The organism is Methylobacterium sp. 174MFSha1.1, assembly GCF_900116815.1.
Taxonomy (GTDB): domain Bacteria; phylum Pseudomonadota; class Alphaproteobacteria; order Rhizobiales; family Beijerinckiaceae; genus Methylobacterium.
The window spans coordinates 34,738-54,789 of record NZ_FPCB01000018.1 but is presented as its reverse complement, the minus strand read 5'-3'; the positions used below and the strand labels follow the sequence as shown (position 1 = coordinate 54,789).

At 72.1% G+C, this 20,052-nt stretch carries 15 protein-coding genes; 3 read left to right on the top strand and 12 right to left on the bottom strand.

What is annotated here, in order from left to right:
- Window positions 1-49: 49 nt before the first annotated feature.
- The 9 genes from BM430_RS16615 to BM430_RS16575 are packed head-to-tail and all read right to left on the bottom strand — an operon-like array spanning window position 50 to window position 12,941.
- Entirely contained in the window at window positions 50-1,216 is a 1,167-nt protein-coding gene (locus tag BM430_RS16615) for an ABC transporter permease (protein ID WP_093568358.1), read from the bottom strand.
- Window positions 1,213-2,238 (bottom strand): ABC transporter permease, encoded by a 1,026-nt coding sequence (locus BM430_RS16610; protein ID WP_093568357.1) that lies wholly within the window; start codon window positions 2,236-2,238, stop codon window positions 1,213-1,215. The genes BM430_RS16615 and BM430_RS16610 overlap by 4 nt, the downstream gene beginning before the upstream one ends.
- On the bottom strand, window positions 2,235-4,310 hold the full coding sequence (locus BM430_RS16605) for an ABC transporter substrate-binding protein (protein WP_244539515.1): 2,076 nt from the start codon (window positions 4,308-4,310) through the stop codon (window positions 2,235-2,237). Before BM430_RS16605 ends, BM430_RS16610 begins: the two co-directional genes overlap by 4 nt.
- On the bottom strand, window positions 4,307-5,188 hold the full coding sequence (locus tag BM430_RS16600) for a hypothetical protein (RefSeq protein ID WP_093568356.1): 882 nt from the start codon (window positions 5,186-5,188) through the stop codon (window positions 4,307-4,309). Before BM430_RS16600 ends, BM430_RS16605 begins: the two co-directional genes overlap by 4 nt.
- 17 nt (window positions 5,189-5,205) lie before the next feature.
- A complete protein-coding gene (locus BM430_RS16595; RefSeq protein ID WP_093568355.1) occupies window positions 5,206-7,068 on the bottom strand; it encodes an ABC transporter ATP-binding protein in 1,863 nt (620 codons plus the stop codon).
- A 43-nt stretch (window positions 7,069-7,111) separates the two neighbouring features.
- Window positions 7,112-9,397 carry a glycosyltransferase gene (locus tag BM430_RS35295; RefSeq protein ID WP_244539514.1) on the bottom strand — a complete coding sequence of 762 codons (2,286 nt, stop codon included), beginning with the start codon at window positions 9,395-9,397 and terminating at the stop codon, window positions 7,112-7,114.
- Window positions 9,394-10,488, bottom strand: a complete 1,095-nt coding sequence (locus BM430_RS16585; RefSeq protein WP_093568354.1) for a glycosyltransferase family 4 protein — start codon at window positions 10,486-10,488, stop codon at window positions 9,394-9,396. Before BM430_RS16585 ends, BM430_RS35295 begins: the two co-directional genes overlap by 4 nt.
- The gene (locus tag BM430_RS16580; RefSeq protein ID WP_093568353.1) at window positions 10,485-11,729 is read right to left on the bottom strand and encodes a glycosyltransferase; all 1,245 of its coding nucleotides are present in this window, start codon (window positions 11,727-11,729) and stop codon (window positions 10,485-10,487) included. The genes BM430_RS16585 and BM430_RS16580 overlap by 4 nt, the downstream gene beginning before the upstream one ends.
- Before the next feature lie 12 nt (window positions 11,730-11,741).
- Window positions 11,742-12,941, bottom strand: a complete 1,200-nt coding sequence (locus tag BM430_RS16575; RefSeq protein ID WP_093568352.1) for a glycosyltransferase family protein — start codon at window positions 12,939-12,941, stop codon at window positions 11,742-11,744.
- A gap of 296 nt (window positions 12,942-13,237) precedes the next feature.
- Here BM430_RS16575 and BM430_RS16570 point away from each other — a divergent pair, with 296 nt between their 5' ends.
- Window positions 13,238-14,341: a cyanuric acid amidohydrolase gene (locus BM430_RS16570; protein WP_093568351.1), complete on the top strand. Its 1,104-nt coding sequence runs from the start codon at window positions 13,238-13,240 to the stop codon at window positions 14,339-14,341.
- A 411-nt stretch (window positions 14,342-14,752) separates the two neighbouring features.
- Here BM430_RS16570 and BM430_RS16565 read toward each other — a convergent pair whose 3' ends face one another.
- From BM430_RS16565 to BM430_RS16555, 3 genes are all read right to left on the bottom strand, one after another.
- Window positions 14,753-15,070: a c-type cytochrome gene (locus tag BM430_RS16565; protein WP_093568350.1), complete on the bottom strand. Its 318-nt coding sequence runs from the start codon at window positions 15,068-15,070 to the stop codon at window positions 14,753-14,755.
- Window positions 15,071-15,130: 60 nt separating this feature from the next.
- A complete protein-coding gene (locus tag BM430_RS16560; RefSeq protein WP_093568349.1) occupies window positions 15,131-16,420 on the bottom strand; it encodes a PQQ-dependent sugar dehydrogenase in 1,290 nt (429 codons plus the stop codon).
- Between the two features lie 166 nt (window positions 16,421-16,586).
- Window positions 16,587-18,029, bottom strand: coding sequence for an amidase (locus BM430_RS16555; protein WP_093568348.1), 1,443 nt, complete (start codon window positions 18,027-18,029; stop codon window positions 16,587-16,589).
- A 325-nt stretch (window positions 18,030-18,354) separates the two neighbouring features.
- Here BM430_RS16555 and BM430_RS16550 point away from each other — a divergent pair, with 325 nt between their 5' ends.
- Together BM430_RS16550 and BM430_RS16545 are read left to right on the top strand one after the other, a co-directional pair.
- Complete coding sequence (locus BM430_RS16550; protein ID WP_093568347.1) at window positions 18,355-19,116, top strand: bacteriorhodopsin; 762 nt, start codon at window positions 18,355-18,357, stop codon at window positions 19,114-19,116.
- A gap of 4 nt (window positions 19,117-19,120) precedes the next feature.
- Window positions 19,121-20,047 (top strand): Brp/Blh family beta-carotene 15,15'-dioxygenase, encoded by a 927-nt coding sequence (locus BM430_RS16545; protein ID WP_244539513.1) that lies wholly within the window; start codon window positions 19,121-19,123, stop codon window positions 20,045-20,047.
- Window positions 20,048-20,052: the final 5 nt, after the last annotated feature.

The window sequence follows — 20,052 nt, the reverse complement described above, 5'->3', positions numbered from 1 at the left end:
CTGTGGTCGGTCACTCGACTCGGGCTGCCAGTGACTTCGAACTTCCCCCTCAATGATACGGATCCGCCGCATCCCGCAGGCCGTCCCCGAGGAAGTTGAAGGCCAGCACTACGATCACCACCGGCAGGATCGGCGCCAGCAGCCACGGGTGAAGCTGCACCGCCGCGAGGTTCTGCGCCTCGTTCAGGAGCACGCCCCAGCTCGTCACCGGCGGCCGCAGGCCTAAGCCTAGGAACGACAGGGCCGTTTCGCCGAGGATCATCGAGGGGATCGACAGGGTCGCCGAAGCGATCAGGTGGCTCATGAAGTTCGGGATCAGGTGCCGGGCGATGATCCGGGTCTTCGAGGCGCCCATCAGCTCGGCGGCGCGGACGTAATCCTCCTCGCGGAGCGCCAGCAGCTTCGAGCGCACGGCGCGGGCGAGGCCCGGCCAGTCGAGCAGCCCGAGGATCAGCGTGATGCCGAAGAAGACCAGGATCGGGCTCCAGTTCGGCGGCAACGCCGCCGAGAGGGCGAGCCAGAGCGGCAATTCGGGGAGCGAGCGCAGGATCTCGATCATCCTCTGGATGATGTTGTCGACCCAGCCGCCGAGATAGCCGGCGAGCCCGCCGAAGAAGAGCCCGAGCGCGAACGACACCGCGATGCCGACGAGGCCGACGGTGAGCGAGATCCGGGTGCCGGTGATGATCCGCGAGAGCAGGTCGCGTCCGAGCCGGTCGGTGCCGAGCAGGAACATCGTCCCGTCCTTCGGCGGGCAGACCACGTGCCAGTCGGTGTCGATCATGCCCCAGAAGGAATAACCCTCGTCGCGGCAGAAGAAGCGGAGCGGCTGCACCTTCGTCCGGTCCGTCGTGTAGTCGCGGTGGAAGGTCTCGATGTTGAAGGTGAAGTGGTAGGGGTGGGTGTAGGGCCCAATGAGGCGGCCCTCGTGGAAGAGGTGGATCGATTGCGGCGGCGCGTAGAGGTAGTCGCCGTGGCGCTTGGCCGGGTTGTAGGGCGCGATCACCTCGACGAAGGGGATCAGCGCGTAGAACACGATCAGGATCAGCCCCGCCGCCACCGCGACCCGGTGCTTGCGGAACTTCCACCAGGTCAGGCGCCAGGACGAGGCGCGATCGACGGCGCTGCTCTCCGCCCCCACCGGCTCGGTGCGGCCGGGATCGAAGGGGGCGGCATCGACGAAGTGCTGCGGCCGGTCGCGCAACTCGAGACTCATCGACCGTCCCCTCCGAGGCGGATGCGCGGATCGAGCCAGGCGAGCAGCAGGTCGGAGATCAGCATGCCGATCACCGTGAGCATCGCCACGAACATCAGGATGAAGCCGGCCAGGAACTGGTCCTGGCTCTTCAGCGCGGCGAGCAGGATCGGCCCGACGGTCGGAAGACTCAGCACCAGCGACACCAGCACCGAGCCCGAGATGAGATGGGGCAGCAGGTTGCCGATATCGGCGATGAACGGGTTGAGCGACATCCGGAACGGATACTTGATCAGCGCCCGGGTCGGCGGCAGGCCCTTGGCGCGGGCGGTGACGACGTATTGCTTGCCGAGTTCGTCGAGGAGGTTGGCGCGCATCCGCCGGATCATTGCGGCGGTGCCCCCGAGACCGATCACCAGCGTCGGCACGACGAGGTGGGCGAGCAGCGAGCGGATCTTGTCCCAGGTCCAGGGCAGGCCCGAATAGGCGCTGTCGTAGAGCCCGCCGATCGACACCTCGAACCAGCGGTTGGCGTAGAACAGCATCACCAGCGCCAGCAGGAAGGACGGGGTGGCGAGCCCGATATAGCCGATGAAGGTCGCGACGTAGTCGCCGATCGAGTATTGCCGCGTCGCCGAGTAGATCGCGATCGGGATCGACACCAGGTGGACGAAGATCACCACCGCCAGGTTGACGACGAGGGTGAGCCAGAGCGCGTCGCCCACCACCTCGCGCACCGGGCGGTCATACTCGAACGACCAGCCCCAATTGCCCTGGATCAACCCGTTGAAGGCGCCCTCCGGGTTGGGCCACAGGCCGATCCAGCGCAGGTACTGCTCCCAGACCGGCCGGTCGAGGCCGTATTGCTGCATCAGGAACTGCGCCTTGGCGACCGAGGCCGCCTCGCCCTGCGAGCGCAATTCGGCGATCTGGTTGGTCAGGAAGTCGCCCGGCGGCAGCTTGATGATGACGAAGACGAGGGCGGAGATGATGAGCAGCGTGACCGCCATGGTCAGGAGGCGGCGGGCGAGATAGCGGATCACCGCGACGCCTCCTTCGGGTTCGGCCCCCAGTAGAACTGGTCCATCCGGTAAATTCCGATCAGGGCCGTCGGTTTCCAGCTATAGGTCTGCTTGTCGGGCACGTTGAGGAGCCGGGTCTTGGCGACCACCGGCTGCAGCGCCCCGGAGACGGTGCCGATCACCCACTGGTTCTCGGCCCGGTTCTTCAGCATCTCGGCCCAGATCTTGGCCTGCTCGCCATTGTCGGCGGTCGCCATCCAGCGGGCGTTGAGGTCGATGAGCACCTTCGCCTCGGGGATGTCGCAGGCCTCGCCTTCCTTGCCCCGCGTCTCGACGTACTGGCCCCATTTCGGCCAGGCATAGGTGTCCTGGTGGACCGGGGCGAGTTCGTCGGGGGACATCTCGGCGGTCGGCATCGCGAGGTCGAGGCCCTGCGCCGCCACCATCACGGCGGCGCCCGAATAGGCGCGGTTGCGCAGGACCGTGCGGTCCTGCGGCTTGACGAACAGCTTGACGCCGACCTCGCGCCAGAACTCGGAGATCAGCGTCAGCCCGTCGGTGAGCATGCTGCTCTCGCCGTCGGTCTCGACCACGATCTCCAGCTCGCGCCCGTCGGGCAGCAGGCGGATGCCGGCGCCGTTGCGCTGGGTCAGCCCGACCGCGTCGAGGAGGCGGGAGGCCTCGGCCGGGTCGTAGCCGGCGTTGAGGGTGCGGTACTCGGGCTTGTAGAGCGGGCTCTTCTCCACGACGGTGTCGTTGCCCTCGGTGCCGAGCCCGAACAGCAGCGCGTTGTTGAGGGTGCGCCGGTCGATGGCGAGCGAGAGCGCGCGGCGGTAGCGCAGGTCGCGGTTGAGCTGGCGCCAGACCGGGTCGGTGACGGTCAGGTTCGGGTAGAGCGCCAGTTCCGAGCCGCGGGCGGTCGGCCAGAGATGGGTGCGGTAGCCCTTGGCGCGCTCGCCCTCGCGCAGGATCGGGATGTCCTCCATGTTGAGGCCGCGGAACAGCAGGTCGGCCTCGCCGGCATTGGCCTTGGCGGCCAGCAGCCCGCCGGCCGCCACGTCCATGTTGACCTTGTCGATGTAGGGCAGTTGCTGCCCGTTGCTGTCGACCCGGTGGTAATAGGGGTTGCGCACGAAGACGAAGCGGGCCGCCGGCGCGATGGTGGTGACGCGCCAGGGCTGGAGGGTCGGCAGGTCGGGGTTGGTCTGCTCGAACATCGCGTCGAGCCGGTTGTGGAGCGCCGCCCAGCCCTTGACCTTGGCCTGCTTCACCAGCGGATCGATCTCGGCCTTCGGCGTATACTTGGCGTTGAACTTCTTCAGGTAATGCGCCGGCCGGTAGATGAAGGGATCGCGCGGCGAGGCCAGCTCCGGCAGGAAGCGCGGATTCGGCTTGTCCCAGGTGAAGCGGACATGCAGCGGGTCGATCAGCTCGAAGCGCGGCGGCTGCCCGTCGACCATCATGAATTCCGGCGGGCCGGAGGGGCTCAGCTCCTTGTTGAGGGCGACGTCCTCCCACCAGTAGCGGATGTCCTCCGCCGTGAAGGGCTGGCCGTCGGACCAGCGATGGCCCTCGCGCAAGGTGAAGGTGTAGACCCGGTCGCCGTCGTTCTCGAATTTTTGCAGGATATCGGGCTGCAAAGCCAGCTTCTCGTCGTATCCGACGAGGCGGGTGTAGGCATAGGTCGAGATGTAGCGGATGTCCCGGGCCTTCGAGACCAGGGTGACGATGTCGCCACCGGGCTTGCCGGTCTGGCGTCCCTGGGCGGCGGGGTCGACGATGAGGGGTTGCTTGGGCAGGCGGTCGGTGGGTTCCGCGGAGAAGGCGGGGGACGCGAGCAGCGGCAGCAGGACGGACAGAAGCCCGACGCGCCGCCAACCCTCCCCCCTCTGCGGGGGAGGGTGGCCCGGCCGTGAGGCCGGGTCGGGAGAGGGGACGACGCTTCCGGATAAACCTGAGCCGTTCTGAAAGGCGCCACCTGGAACAGCGTCGCGGTCCCCTCTCCCGGCCTGCTCTGCAGGCCACCCTCCCCCGCGGAGGGGGGAGGGGTTAACCGCTGCGCCCGTGAGAAACCGTCCGAGCCGAACCGTCATGTCCCGTCCCTCCCGTGCAGGCGCACCCAGGTGAGGCGGGTGGGCGAGTAGCCGGTCGCGGCGTGCAGGTCGTCGAAGGCGTGCGTGGCGGCGATGGCGCCGCGGGCGGCCTTCGCCTCCGGGTCGTCGGGCCGGTAGACGAATTCCCGTCCGTTGCGGCGCCAGCGCACCGGCTCGCCGGAGCGGGGCGCGGTCAGCATCGCGATGGTCGGGAAGGCCGGGCCCCCGTGGGCGTGGAGCCGGTGCGCCGCGGCGTCGTCGTCGAAGATCAGCCGGGTCAGGCCGCGCTCGCGCGCCTCCAGCACCCGCCGGGCCTGGCTGATATGGTCGTCGAAGAAGCCGACCGCCCTGTCCGCCTCGAGAAGCGGCAGGCGCGCCGCCGACCAGTCGCCGGCATGGTAATGGGCGCGTGCATCGCGGTAGCGCAGCCCCGAGAGGTCGGGATCGAAGCAGAAGATCTCGGCCTGCGGGCAGGCCTGGCGCATCACCCAGGTGGTCAAGCCCCGGAACACCCCCGACTCGACGATCACCTCAGGCGAGAGCGCCCGCATCAGCACGTAGAGCTGCAGCGCGCCGTTGAAGCCGTTGCCGCCACGCTTCTGCGCCACCGGGGCCGCGGCGATCAGGTCCCAGAAGGTCGCGACGGCGGGCGCGGCACCGCCCGGCAGGCTCAGGCCGGATTCCGCGAGGTCGTGGTCGAGGCGCGCGGCGGCGCCCGCGATCAGCGCGTCGGTCTCTGGCCCGGAGAGCGGGCGGTGGTTCCAGTCGGAGACGGCCGGGACGAGGTCGTAGCCGAGCCGGTCGAACAGCCGGCCGAGGAAGCGGCGGCGCAGCCGCTCGACGAAGGGGTGGGGACGGAGGGCGGCGCCGTGGGACATCGGAGTCTCTGAAAGGGTCAGGCGGCTTGCCGGAGCACCGGCCCGGCGACCCGGACGAAATGCCCGGGCTCGATCTCGGTCATGGTGCCGGCCGCGCCGCCGGTGAGGCGGTAGGGCTCGGGCCAGCTCGCCGGGTCGGAGAAGCGGTCGCTCATCAGGAGCTTCAGGTCGAGGGGATGGTCGAGGTCGGGCTCGGGCACCGCGGCGAGCAGCGCCCTCGTGTAGGGGTGGGCCGGGTTCTTGAACAGGGCGGCCTTCGGCGCCTCCTCGACGATGTAGCCCCGGCACATCACCGCGATCGTGTCGGCGATGTAGTCGACCACCGCGAGGTTGTGGGACACGAACAGGTAGGAGACGCCGAGGCTGGCCTGCAGGTCCTTGAGCAGGTTGAGCACCTGGGCCTGGACCGAGACGTCGAGGGCCGAGACTGGCTCGTCGCAGAGCAGCACCCGCGGCTTCAGGGCCAGCGCCCGGGCGATGCCGAGGCGCTGGCGCTGGCCGCCCGAGAAGGCGTGCGGGTAGCGCCGCAGGGACGACTGGTCGAGCCCGACCATGTCGAGCAGTTCCTTCGCCCGCTCGTAGCGCTCGTCGGACGACCCGACGCCGTGGATGCGCAGGGGCTCGGTCAGGAGCTCGTAGACCGTCATCCGCGGGTTGAGCGACGAGAACGGGTCCTGGAACACGAACTGCACCGCGCGGCGAAAATCCTTCAGCTCCCGGTCCTCGAGGGCGAAGACGTCGCGGGGGCCGCGCCCCGAGCCGTCGTCGAAGGTGACTGTCCCGGAATCGGGGCGCAGGGCTCGCATCACCACCTTCGACAGGGTGGTCTTGCCGCAGCCCGATTCGCCGACGAGGCCGAGCGTCCGGCCCGGATGCAGCTGAAGCGAGACGCCGTTGACGGCGTTGATGGTGCGGGTCTTCCCCTTGAACCAGCCCGAGCGCAGGGTGAAGGACTTGCGCACCCCCTCGATCGCGAGGAGCGGCCCGGCCGGATCGGGCCGGTGCGGCTCGCCGGCCTTGCGGGCGAGCACGGCGCTCTTGACCTCGCGGATCGGGGTCAGGCGCTCGCCGGGCGCCATGTGGAAGCGCGGCACGGCCCGCATCAGGGCCTTGAGGTAGGGGTGGCCGGGGCGGCGGAAGATCTCCTCGCGCGTGCCCGCCTCCATCACCCGGCCGCGATACATCACCACCACGTCGTCGGCCATGTTGGCGACGACGCCGAGATCGTGGGTGATGAGCAGCATCGCCATGCCGGTCTCGGCCTGGAGGTCGCGCATCAGCTCCAGGATCTGGGCCTGGGTGGTGACGTCGAGGGCCGTCGTCGGCTCGTCGGCGATGAGGAGGGCGGGGCGGGTGATCAGCGCCATCGCGATCATCGCGCGCTGGCGCAGGCCCCCCGACAATTCGAACGGGTAGGTGACGAGGGCCCGCTTCGGATCCGGGAAGCCGACCCGCTCGAACACCTCGATCGCCCGGGCCCTGGCTTGCTCGGCCGAGACGTCGGCGTGGAGCCGCAACGCTTCGGTGACCTGGTCGCCGACGGTGTGGAGCGGCGACAGCGAGGTCATCGGCTCCTGGAAGATCATCGCGATCCGCCCGCCGCGCAAACTCTGCATCCGGGAGGAATCGGCCTTGAGGGCCGCGATGTCGACGGACGGGTCGGCGAAGCGGATCTGGCCGCCGCTGATCCGGGCGACCTTGGGCAGGATCTGCAGGATCGCCTGCGCGGTGACCGACTTGCCCGAGCCCGACTCGCCGACGAGGGCGACGGTGCGGCCGGCCGGCACGTCGAGGGACAGGCCGTCGACCGCCCGGAACGAGCCGGAATCGGTCGTGAAGTCGACCGTGAGGTCGCGGATCGACAGGAGCGGTGCCGTCATCCTGGTGCCGTGCGGTCCTCTCGGGGGGAGCGTCCCCGGATCTTCACGGGAAGATAGGGTCCGTTTGTGACACGGGCGACGCCGCGGGCGCAAACAAAGCGGCGCCGCGCGATATTCTCGATGCCGGATCTTTCGCCGCATGGGCGGCGAGGTGATCGAGCAGGCGCTCGCAGAAGTCCCAAGTCGCCGCGTCCTGCACGAGGTGGTGGGTGAGGAGCCCGACCGGGCCGCCCTCGGCCACCGCCCGGGCGGCGCGGGCGACGACGGCACCCGGATCGGCGAGCCCGCCGCCGGCGCGCCAAGCGACCGGGTCGATCGTCGCGTGGGCCTGGGCGAGGCCTGCGACCGGGGGCAGGGGATGGGCCGCCGAGACGCCCCGGTAGCCGAGGGCCGGCAGGATCCCGGGCAGGTCGGGGGCGAGGCGGTTCCAGGGCGGCACCAGTACCGGCAGGAGGCGGGGGCCGAGGCGCGCCTTCGCGAGGGCCAGGGCCTCCGCGGCGTCGGCCTGCAACGCCGTGAGGGGGCGGTGCGGGCCGAGCTCCGCCTTCTTTGCGTCGAGCGGCGCGTGGTCGGCGTGGGCGAGGCCGTGGACGAGGAGATCGATCCCCGCCGCGTCCGCGACGCGCGCGGCCAGCGATGGCTCGGCCCGAGCGGGAATCGCCGCGAGCGCCACCGGCCAGCCGGTCCGGGCCGCGAGGGCGAGCAGGCGGTCGAGGGCGGGGGTGTGGGCGACCGCGTCGTCGTCACGCCACCAGAGGGTGGTGGTGCGGCCTTCGTCCGCGGCGCAGGCGAGGGCGTTGGTGAGGGGCGTAAAATCGAAAGGGGCGACGAGCACGGCGGGACTTCCATTCACCGACCGCGATTCAGCGTGCGCGGATTCTTCCTCTCCCCGCGGGCGACAGGGCTGTCCGGGGAAAAGAAACGCCGCAGATTTTTCCCCTCCCCCCTCTGCGGGGGAGGGTGGCGAGTGGAGCGAGCCGGGAGAGGGGGCGCCGCTTCCGGAGAGGTCGCGCGCGCGATGCAGGGCGCACCCTGGATCAGCGTCGCGCTGCCCCTCTCCCGCCCGGCTCCGCCGGGCACCCTCCCCCGCAGAGGGGGGAGGGGAAACCCGCGCTGTTTCTTTTCCCCGGACAGCCCTGACGCCTGCGGGGAGAGGGGCGTTCCGCGCTTCATCCTGTGATGACGGCGTGTGCTCAGGTCGGTCAGCTCCTCGCAGCATCGCCTCCACGATCGCCACGCTCCGTAGCGCCCCGTCCCGTGCGATGGCGTGCCCGACGCCCGGCGGCGGGGCGGCCAGGACCGCCGCCGCGAGGCGTTCGGCCGTGAGGTCGCTCTCCGGCAGCACCCGGGCGAGGCCGTGGGCGGCCAGGGTCTCGGCCCGCAGGCGCTGCTCGGTCTCGTGGCCGGCCTCGAACGGCACCAGCAGGGCCGGGCAGCCGCCCTGCAGGAGGTCGAGCACCGTGTTGTAGCCGGCCTGGCTCACCGAGAGCGCGGCCCGCGCGAGCAGCGCGCGGAAATCCGGCCGCGCCCGCTCGACGACCGCGTTTCCGGGCGCCGCCGCCGCGAGGGCCGCGAAGGCCGGCTCCGGCACGGCGCGGCCGACGAGGATGCGCCAGGAGAGGCCGGGGGTGAGGGAAGCCGCCGCGACCGCCGCCTCCTGCAACGGCAGGCCCGCGGCGCTGGACCCGCCCGAGACCACGATTCCGGCGCGGGGACCATCCGGTGCGGGGATCGCCTCGGCCTCGTCGACGTAGCCGGTGTAGCGGAGGAGCCGCGCCACACCCTCGTCGACCGGCCAGGATGCGTCGAGGGGCAGGAAGGCGGGATCGCCGTGGACCAGCACGGCGTCGTAGGTGTGGAGGCGCGCGTGGGTGGCGGCGATCCGCTCCGGGCGGCTCGGGGTCGCGAGGATGTCGCGGATCGAAGCGAGGAGCAGCGGGCGCGGCGAGGCCGCCCGCACGGCCTCGGTCAGCGCCTCGAATTCCGGCGCCAGCACCCGGCGGCCGAAGGGATAGAGCTCGGTGATCACCGCATCCGGCGAAGCCTCCGAGAAGGCGGCGAGGAGCGCATCGCGGCGGGCCGCCAGGCGCTCCGCCGTCACCGGCGCGCCCTCCGGGTCGAGGAGCGCCGTGAAGGCGGTGCCGGTTATCCGCACCGGCGGCAGCTGCACCAGGCGGATGCCGTCGAGGCGGGGCAGGGCCGCCGGGAGGCCGCCGGAGACGAGCGTCACGGCGTGACCGGCGCCCGCGAAGGCCCGGGCCAGGGCCGCCGCCCGGGTGAGATGCCCGGCGCCGAGCAGATGGGTGACGGCGATCAGGATCCGGCTCATGCGCGCTCCCCCAGGAGCGGGGCGAGCGCGGCGCGCAGGCGGGCCGCCGCCCCGTCGAGGCCCCGCTCCGTACGGGCGAAGGCCAGCGCCGCGATCCGCATCGCCGCGAGGCGGTCCGGCGCCGCGGCGAGGTCGTTGATCGCGGCGGCGAGCGCCGCAGCGTCGCCCGGCGGGGTGACCCGGCCGGTCACGCCGTCCTGGACCACGTCCGCCACGCCGCCGTAGCCGCCGGCCGCCACCGGGCAGCCATGGGCCTGCGCTTCCAGCAACGCCATGCCGTAGGCCTCGTTGACGGCCGGCCAGACCAGCAGGTCGGCGGCACCGTAGAGGGCCGAGAGGCCGGTGGCGTCGACGGCGCCGTGGCGGCGCACCCGGTCGCCGAAGGGCGCGAGCAGGGCCGCCACTTCGTCCGCGGCCGGGCCGTCGCCGGCGACGTCGAGGGTCCAGGGCCGGTTGCCGAGCTGCATCAGCGCTTCCGCGAGGAGGCGGTACGAGGCGAGCTTGTCGCCCTCCCGCATCATCGCGACGGCGAGGAGGCGCAGGGGGCCGGGCGTCCGCTCGGCACCGGCCAGCGGCCACTCCGTCGGGTCGAGGAACGGCGGCAGGTCGGCGAGCACTTGGGGCCCCGGCCGCGCCGCCTCCAAAGCCGGCCGGTCGCGGCGGTTCATGACGAGGATCAGATCCGCCGCGTCGAGGGCCGCCTCGGCCCCGACATGGCCGAGGGCGTGCGGCCCGGACGCGCGCCGGGGCGCCCGCGAGCCCTCCGCCACCACGTAAGGAATGCCCAGCGCCCGCGACACCGCCGGGCCGATCCAGTCCGGCGCCTTGTAGTAGACGTGGTAGGTGAACCAGAGCGCCGGCGGATCGGCCCGGTAGGCCGCGATCAGGCGCTCGGCCTCCGCCAGCGATGCGGCGCGCAAAGCCGGATGCCGCGACCCGTCGGGATCGCGGGTGCGCAACGTGCTGGCGACCTCCGGGGCGAACCCGGCGACGGCCAGCGCCAGCAGCAGCAGCCGCGCCATGGTGCGCTCGCCGGACGGGACCGGGTGGTCGATGGCCTTGAGGGGCGCGTAGAAGGCGACCCGGCTCATCGCCCGGCCGCACGCCTGAGCAGGCGCGCCACGGTCTCGAACCCCGCCTCGGCGCCGAACTCCGCCCGCAGGCGGGCGAGCGCCGCCACCGCGAGGCGGGTCCGCTCGGCGGGATCGCGGGCGAGCAGGTTGACGGCGTTCGAGAGCCCCCCCCAATCCCCCGGCGGCACCAGCCGGCCCTCGATGCCATCGCGAAGAAATTCCGGGATGCCGGCGAAGTCGGTGGCGACGACGGCGAGGCCCTGCGAGGCCGCCTCCATGATCACGTTGGGCAGCCCGTCGCGGTCGCCCGACGGGGCGCGCTTGGCCGGCAGCACGAACAGGTCGGCCTCGCGCAGGAGCGCCACCACCTCGGGCTGGGGCTTCGCGCCGAGAAACACCACCTTCTGCGACAGGCCCAAAGCCGCGGCCTTCGCGCGCAACGCCGCCAGCGCCTCGCCGCCGCCGACATGGGCGAGGCGCCAGTGCAGGTCGGGGGGAAGGGCGGCCAGCGCGTCGAGGAGGTCGTCGAAGCCCTTCTTCGCCACCGCCCGGCCGACGGTGACGATCCTCAAGGGGTCGGCCGGGTCCGACCCGTCCCGCGCCGGGCGGGATTCCGGGGGGGCGGGAAACCGCGACAGGTCGAGGCCGTGATAGACGAGCGTGACCCGCCCCGGATCGCCGCAGACCTCGCGCAGGCGTGCCGCGCCCGCCGCCGTGCAGGTGACCGCGAAGGTGAGCCGCGCGTCGGTCAGCTTCTCGGAGAGCTCCCAGTCCGGCGTGGTCCAGATGTCCTTGGCGTGTGCGGACGCGCTCCAGCTCCGCCCGGAGAGGAGCGCCGCGTAGCGCGCCACCGAAGCCGGGGTGTGCAGGTAATGGACGTGGATGTGGCCGATCTCCGCCGGCAGCTCGCGGGCGAGCACCAGGGCCTGGCCGAGGCGCCGGCCGCGATTGGGCGTGCGGTCGCGGGCGAGGTCGCGCCAGGCGAGGCGGATGAGCGGGACGAGGCCCGGCCGGCGCAGGGCGGAGAGGGCCCCGCGCAGCACCCGGAGCGGCGCTTGGTAGAGGTATTCCGGCAGGTAGGCCACGGGCGCGCGGATCTGCCGGTGCATGGGGTGCACCGCGCCGTCATGCGGCTGGCGCAGCGACCAGATCGCAAGGTCGAGCCCCCGCGCCTCGAGCCCCAGGAGTTCCTGGGCGATGAAGGTCTCGGACAGGCGCGGGTAGCCCTTGACGAGGACGGCGATGCGGAGCGGGGGCATGAGAGGGGAGGCTTACTCGGCGGCCACGCACGTCGCGTCCGCGGCGGCGGCGAGGCGGCGGATCGCCGGCAGGCCGTCGAGGAGGCCGGGAATCGGCCGGGACGAGGGGGTGGGACGGTGGGGCAGGGCGTCGAGCGCCGCGGCCATGCGGGCGGTGTCGTCGTCCGCCCCGGGCTCGATGACGCCGACGAGGCCGAGCCGGGCGGCGGCGCGGGCACGGATCAGCTGCTCGCGCCGCGGCCGCACCCGCGGCAGGATCAGGGCCGGGCGGTCGAAGGACAGGATCTCGCAGAAGGTGTTGTAGCCGCCCATCGCCACCACGCCGGCGGCGCGGCGCATCAGCCGCTCCAGCCGCGCGTCGAAATCGAGGGAGGCCAGGCGCGGATGCGCGGCGATGCGGGCGCGGAAGCGCTCCTGCTCGGCGGCCGGGAAGAACGGGCCGAACACCACCAGCGCCCGGTGCTGCAACCTGTGCGCCTCGTAGGCGCGCACCACCGCCTCGACCAGCTCGACCCCGTCGCCGCCCCCGCCCGGGGTGACGAGGAGGAACGGCTCCTCCGCCGCCTCGTCGGGCCCGCCCGCATCGGGGGCCTCCCGGCGCAGATACCCGGTATAGGTCAGGCGGTCCCCGATGCCGGCGGGCAGCGTCAGCCCGTCGAGGGGGGCGTAGATCGCTTCCAGGCCGTAGACCCAGAGCGAATCGTAGAGCGGCAGCACCGCGAGCGCGCCCTTGCGCTCCCATTCGGGCGCCAGCAGGTCCGGCGCGTCGAGCACGTCGCGCAGGCCCAGCACCAGCCGGCAGCCCCGGGCCTTGAGGCGGTGGAGCGTCGGCAGCACCTCGCCGTGGAAGCCGGCCGGCTCCTTGTCGACGAGGAAGAGGTCAGGGTCGAAGCGGTCGGCGACGTGGCGGATCAGGGCGGCGCGGGTCGCCACCACCTCGGCGAGGCCGTGGCCGGGGCCCAGGCTCTGGTACTCGCCGCTGGCGAGCTTGGTCACGCCGGGCAGGCGCCGGCAGCTCACCCCGGGGGCGAACCGGAAGGCGTGGCTCACCGGCGAGCCCGACAGGATCACCACCCGCCGCTCCGGCGCCCCTGCCACCAGGGCATGCGCGATCGCCCGCGCCCGGCGCAGGTGGCCGAGCCCGAACGTGTCGTGCGAGTAGATCAGCACCCGCTGCGGGGACCCGCCGGGCACGGGCGAGACGAAGCTCATCCTGCGGACATCTCGGTCCGGGGGGACATCTCGGTCCGGTGAAACAGGGAGGCCCGTGCGGACACGGCGGGCCGGGTGCGGCTCAACGGTATCGGCATCGGGTTGCGGACCTCCCGGGCGCGGGACCCCAGACTAGCGCATCCGCCCCCGGCCCGGCTACCCGGGTGGCGCCGTTATGGCTACGCTTGTGGCGCCGCCGCACCGCCGGGCGGGTTGGTGGGGCATTTGCAAGGGCGGCGCGGCCGCTCCCCGGTCGCACGCGTCCGGGGCTGTGAGACGGTTCCAAGGAGTCCCCGATGCCCGAATGCCTCGTCTTCCGCGTGCCGACCCGGCACCCCGCCGACGTCTCGGGCCTCGACGTCCTGATCGAATCCGGCGCGGTCTGCGCCGACGAGATCGTGGCGGTGTTCGGCAAGACCGAGGGCAACGGCTGCGTCAACGACTTCACCCGGCCGCTCGCCGTGATGGCGCTGGAGGCGGCGCTCGGCGCCCGGCTCGGGGTTGCGCCCGCCGCGATCGGCGCCCGGGTCGCCCTGGTGATGTCGGGCGGCACCGAGGGCGGGCTCTCGCCCCACTTCCTCGTCCTCGCCCGGCGCGAGGGGCCGGCGGGGACGGGCCGGGCCCTCGCGGTCGGGACCGCCTTCACGGAGGATTTTTCCCCTGAGGAGATCGGCCGGATGGCGCAGGTGCGCGCCACCGCGGCGGCCGTGCGCCGCGCCATGGCGGCGGCGGGGCTCGACGCGGTCGAGGACGTGCATTTCGTGCAGGTGAAGTGCCCGCTCCTCACCAGCGCCCGCATTCAGGAGGCGGCCGCCCGGGGCGCGGGCGTCGCGACCCACGACACCTACGCCTCGATGGGCCTCTCCCGCGGCGCCTCGGCGCTGGGGATCGGGCTGGCGCTCGGCGAGATTCCGGAGACGACGCTCGACGATGCGGTGATCGGCACCCGCACCGACCTCTATTCCGGCCGAGCCAGCGCCTCGGCGGGGATCGAGCTGATGCGCAACGAGGTCATCGTGCTCGGCAACGCCCCGGGCTGGAGCGGCCCCTTGCGCATCGCCCACCGGGTGATGCGCGACGGCATCGACCTTCCGGCGATCCAGGGCGCCCTCGCCGATCTCGGCTTTCCCGCCGCCGGCCAGCTCCCGCCGGAGGCCGCCGCCCGGGTCGTCGCCCTGCTGGCCAAGGCCGAGCCCTCGGGCGACGGGCTGATCCGCGGGCAGCGCCACATCATGAACGACGACAGCGACATCAACGCCACCCGCCACGCTCGCGCCCTGGTCGGCGGCGTGGCCGCGGCGGCGATCGGCCGGACCGACCTGTTCGTGTCGGGCGGGGCGGAGCACCAGGGGCCGGACGGGGGCGGGCCGGTGGCGGTGATCGGGCGGGTGGGAGTGTAGTCCCGGCCCGGCATCTCTCGGCGTCATCCCGGGGCGAGACTTAGGGAGACACTCGACGACGTGGAAGGTCGAGAGGAGTGGTCGGCCAAGTGACGGTCCTGATAACCCTCCGCGTCATCCCGGGGCCGCGCAGCGGAACCCGGGATCCATAACCGCTGCGGGTTCAGGATGGAGCGGAACGCGTTCCGGCTTTTTCTGCGCCGTTAGCGGTTATGGATCCCGGGTTCTCGCCTGCGGCGAGCCCCGGGATGACGCAGAGAGACATCGGCCTATCAGTCAGATTGACGAAGGAGGTCGATCAAAAAGGTCTCGAGTCTCTGCATTCCGAGTTCCGCTGCCTCGGGACGAGGCGGAAGATATCGAGTATGGCGAGACAATCAAACAAGCACTCGGTCTCTCGGACAGCACCGCTCACCCCGGCGGCACCACATCGATCTGGATCCCACTGTAATACGCCGCCAGATTGGCGATATCGGCATCCGACAGATCCTGCGCCGCCACCGACATCACCTCGTTCTTCCGCGTTCCGTTGCGGAACTCGGTCAGCGCCTTGACGAGATAGGGCTCGACCTGGCCGGCGAGGTTGGGGGCGTCGGGCAGCTTCGAGAGACCGTCGAGGCCGTGGCAGGCCTGGCAGCCCACCGCCTTGGCCCGGCCGGCCTTGGCGTCGCCGGCCGCCGTGGGCACGGTCGCGGCGAGAAGGAGCAGGAGGGCAAGCGCGCGGGTCATGAACGTCTCCTGAGAGAGGGGAGGGGGTGGCCCTTCGGCCGCCCCCTCCTCGAGAAAAACCTACTTCTCGTAGGAGATGCGGTAGATCGCGCCCGCGGTGTCGTCGGAGACGAGCAGCGAGCCGTCGGGCAGGGTCGCGACGTCGACCGGGCGGCCGAGATACTCGCCGCCCTCGGTCAGCCAGCCCTCGGCGAAGGGCTCGGGCTTGCCGGCGGTGCCGTCCTTGTTGACCGGCACGAACATCACCCGGGCGCCGATCGGCGTGGTGCGGTTCCACGAGCCGTGCTCGGCGGTGAAGATGCCCCCGCGGTACTTCTCGGGGAACGACTTGCCCTTGTAGACGATCATGCCGAGATCGGCGGCGTGGGGCGGCAGCTCCGCCTTCGGCGGCACCACGTCGGCCGGGATCTTGTCGTCCTTGTACTCGACGGTGCGCACAGTGCCGCCGCCGTAATACGGGAAGCCGAAATTCTGGCCCGGCTTGGTGATCTGGTTCAGCTCGCCCGGCGGCTGGTCGTCGCCCATGCCGTCGACCTGGTTGTCGGTGAACCACAGGGTCTTGTCGGGCGCGAAGTCCATGCCGACCGAGTTGCGGATGCCGGTGGCGTAGACCTCGCGGTTCTTGCCGTCGGCGTCCATGCGGATGATGCCGCCGATGCCGGTCTTGGCGTAGAGGTCGGACTTCTCCTTCGGCGGCACGTTGTAGGGCTGGCCGAGCGAGACGTAGAGCTTGCCGTCGGGCCCGATGCGGCAGATCCGGGCGGTGTGGTTGTAGCTCTCCTCGGCGGGCGGGATCAGCTCGCCCTGCTTGACCACGACGACCGCCGGGCCGTCCGTGCCCTCGTAGAAGAACTCGGCGGCCGGGAAGGCCAGCACCCGGTTCTGCTCGACGATGGTGAGCACCCCGTCGCGGGAGAAGCAGACGGCGTTCGGGATCTTGAAGTCGACGCCCGGCGCGTAGACCTTCACCTCGTCGGCGACCCGGTCCTTGTCGCGGTCGGTGACGGTGTAGACCTTGGACTTGCGGGTGCCGACCCAGACCACGCCGGCATTCGGGCCGACCGCCATGGCGCGGGCATCCGGCACAACGGCGTAGAGCTCGATCTTGAAGCCGTCCGGCACCTTGATCTTCTGCAGGGTGCGGTTGATCGCGTCGGCGCGCCGGCCGGTCTGCGGGATCGGCAGCGGCTCGGCGACGCCGGTCTGCTTGAAGCTGCCGAGCTTCTCCAGGTTGTCGACCTTGGCCTTGGTGTCGCCAGCGGTCGTGTCCTGCGCGAAGGCGGCGCCCGCCAAGGATACGCCCACGAAGGACACGCTCGCGGCGAGGGCCGCCATCAGGAAGGGCTTCATCGGGGTCTCCTCGCGTATCGGCCGGTTCAGGCGTGGCCGAGCTTGTTGCCCGCCATGTATGCCGGCAGCTCTGACAAGCGGCAAGCACAGCAGGACGCCTCGGCCGATCACGCCGCCGTGATCGGCCGCGCCAAGATCACCCGCGCCAAGATCGGCCGCGCAAGGATCAGCCGCGCAAGGCGGGCGGCACGACCCGGTCGAAACCCGTCACCGCCTCGTAGGCCGCCGCGATGGCGAGCAACTCGGCCTCGGCGTGGTTCGGGGCGATGAGCTGGATGCCCATCGGCAGCCCGGCCGGGTTGAAGCCGACCGGCAGGCTGATCACCGGGCAGCCCGACAGCGTGCCCGGCACCACCACCTCCATCCAGCGGTGATAGGTGTCCATCGGGCGACCATCGATGCTGCGCGGCCAGGTCTCGCCGGCGTCGAATGGGAAGACCTGGGCGGTCGGAAGGGCCAGGACGTCGAAGCGCTCGAACAGCCCGCGCACGCAGTGGTACCAGGCGGTGCGGGTGACGCTGGCGGCGTGCACGTCGAAGGCCGAGAGCGTCTGGCCCTGCTCGACCTCCCAGACCGCCTCCGGCTTCATCAGCGCGCGCTTCTCCGGATCGCGCCAATGGGCCGCGAGGGTGGCGCCGGTGGTCCACTGGCGCATCACCCGCCAGGCGCGCCAGATCGCCTCCGGATCGAAGGCGGGGAGCACCGGCTCGACCGCGGCGCCCTGGGCGGAGAACACGGAAAGGCCGGCCTCGCACAGGTCGAGCACGCCGGGCTCGAACGGCAGATGACCGCCGAAATCGCCGATCCAGCCGATGCGCAGGCCCTTCAGCTCCCGCGGCAGGACGGAGGCGAACATCGCCGGATCCTGGCGGATCGCGTTCGGGGTGCGGGGATCGTACCCGGCCTGGACCGAGAGCAGCAGGCCGAGATCGGCGGTGCAGCGCGCCATCGGCCCGTTGACGCCGAGCTGGGGCAGGAAAACCTCGTCGGTGTGGCCCGGCACCCGGCCGGCGGCGGGGCGCAGGCCCAGCACGTTGTTCCAGGCGGCCGGGTTGCGCAGCGAGCCGCCATGGTCGCTGCCGTCGGCGAGCGGCACCATGCGCATAGCGAGCGCCACCGCCGCCCCGCCGCTCGAGCCGCCGCCGGCCTTCGCCGGATCGTAGGCGTTGCGGGTCGTGCCGAAGACAGGGTTATAGCTGTGCGAGCCGAGGCCGAATTCCGGCACGTTGGTCTTGCCGATCAGGATCGCGCCCGCCGCCCTGAGCCGCGCGACATGGAGCGCGTCGGTCGCCGGCACGGTGTCGCGAAACAGCGGGGATCCTTGCGTGCTGCGGATCCCGGCCGTGGCCGAGAGGTCCTTCACCGCGTGCGGCAGGCCGTGGAGCGGCCCGCGCGGGCCGTTCGCCGCCAGATCCCGGTCGGCCGCCTCGGCCTCGGCCAGCAGCGCGTCCGGATCGCGCAGGGAGACGACCGCGTTCACCGCCGGGTTGTGACGGGCGATCTGGTCGAGATGGGCCTGCATCACCTCCCGGGCCGAGACGGCCCGGTCGCGGATCGCCCGCGCGAGGTCGGTGGCACGCATCGTCACGAGATCGGAGGAGGGGGGCATCGGGTGGTCCTGGAGCGGCGGTGCGGCAGCTTCGCCCGGGGCCGGGGGCGCGACAAGCGCGGCCGGTGCAGGGGTCTGCGTCGTTTCGCGCGATGGTTCGGCGCCGCAGCGCCCGGACTGCATTCGCCATTGGCGCGGGACGACGATCGGACCTCCCCGGGGCGGGCGCGGGCGACCCGACCGTGCACCCTCGTTCTGCACTGCGGCAACCCCGCGACCCTGACCCAGAGGAACCGCGCCCGGTCCGCCCGGTTGTCCGGCGCCTCGCGGCTGCACGTTCGAGCCGTCGCGATAATCCCGCCTTCAAGACGAAACGGACGATTCGATGACCCCTCAGTTCTGGCTCTGGCTGGGCTTCGCCGGCATGAGCGTCGGCGCCGCCCTCATCCTGTTCATCGGCAAGAGCCGCACGAGGGCCGAGGAGACCGATACGATCATCCACGGTCTGGTGCCGATCATCGCCGCCTGCTCGTACCTCGCCATGGCCACCGGCCAGGGCAGCATCGCGCTGCCGGCCGGCCCGGATGCCGGCACGGCGACCCGGGCGTTCTACTTCGCCCGCTACATCGACTGGTCGTTCACCACGCCGCTCCTGCTGCTCGGCCTCGCCAACACCGCGATGCATAGCGGGATGCGCCGGCCGGCGATCGTGTGGGGCATGATCGGCTCCGACCTGATCATGATCGTCACCGCCTTCGTGTTCGGCCTCTCCCAGGTGACGTGGCTGAAATGGACCTGGTTCGCGATCTCCTGCGGCGCCTTCCTGGCGGTCTATTACGGGATCTTCGTCCAGCTGCGGCAGGAGAACGCCCGCGAGCGCGACGACATCCGCGCCACCTTCCTGCGCAACGCCGTCTTCCTGTCGGTGGTCTGGCTCGCCTATCCGGTGGTGCTGCTGTTCGGCGACGACGGGCTCGGCCTGCTCGGGCCGGCGCTCGGCCTCGGGATCATCGCGGTGCTCGATCTCACGGCGAAGGTCGTCTACGGCCTGATGGCAACGGTGCAGACCGCCAAGCGCGTCGATCGCGACATCGCCCAGGGCATCGGGGCGTCGCCGGCCCGGCCTCACCTCGCGGCGGCGGAGTAGGGCGGTGGCGCGCCGGCCCATTCCGATCCCGGCGCCGGCCGGCGCGCGGATGCTCGACGACGCGACCGCGACGCTGCCCCGGGGCGCGGCCGCGTGCCTCATCCCAGCGGCGTCCCTCCTCCTCGCGGCGACCGCCCTCATGCCCCGGGAAACCGGGTGGGCCATGGTGCTCGCCCTCGTCATCGGTCTGGGCGTGCCGCACGGCGCCCTCGACGGCGAGGTGGCGAAGCCCTTCCTGGCGCCGCGCTTCGGCCGGGCCTGGTTTCTCGTCTTCGCCGCGCCCTATCTCGCGCTCACCGCCGCGGTGCTGATCGTCTGGCGGCTCGCGCCGGACCTCACCCTCGCGGCGTTCCTCGGCCTGTCGGTGCTGCATTTCGGCCGCGAGGATGCCGGGCCCGGCCGGCCGGTCGAGGCCCTGGTGCGCGGCGGCCTGCCGATCGCGCTGCCGGCCCTGATGCAGCCGGGCGAGACCGCCCGGATCTTCGCGGTCGTGACCAGTACGGCGATGCCGGTGCTGCCGGGCTGGTGGACCGTCGTCGCCTGGGCCTGGCTCGGCCTCGCGCTCGCCTGGCTCGTCCTGCGGCGGCCCCCGCCGGGGCTGCTCGCCGAACTCGCGGCTCTCAGCCTCGCCTTCCGGGTCCTGCCGCCGCTCAGCGCCTTCGGGCTCTACTTCGTCTGCCTGCACGCGCCGCGCCACATGCGGGCGCTCGCCGCCGATCCGGTGCGGGCGCCGGCGGTCGACGGGATGGGCCGGGCGGTCGTGCTCGCGCTGCCGGTCTTCGGCCTCACGCTGCTGATCGGCCTGCTGCTGTGGCCGACCTATCCCCAGGCGGACGGGACCGAGCGCCTGCTCGCGCTGACGCTCCAGCTCCTCGCGGCCCTGACCCTGCCCCACCTCCTGCTGGACCGGTGGGTCGAGGGCCGGGCCTAAGCTCG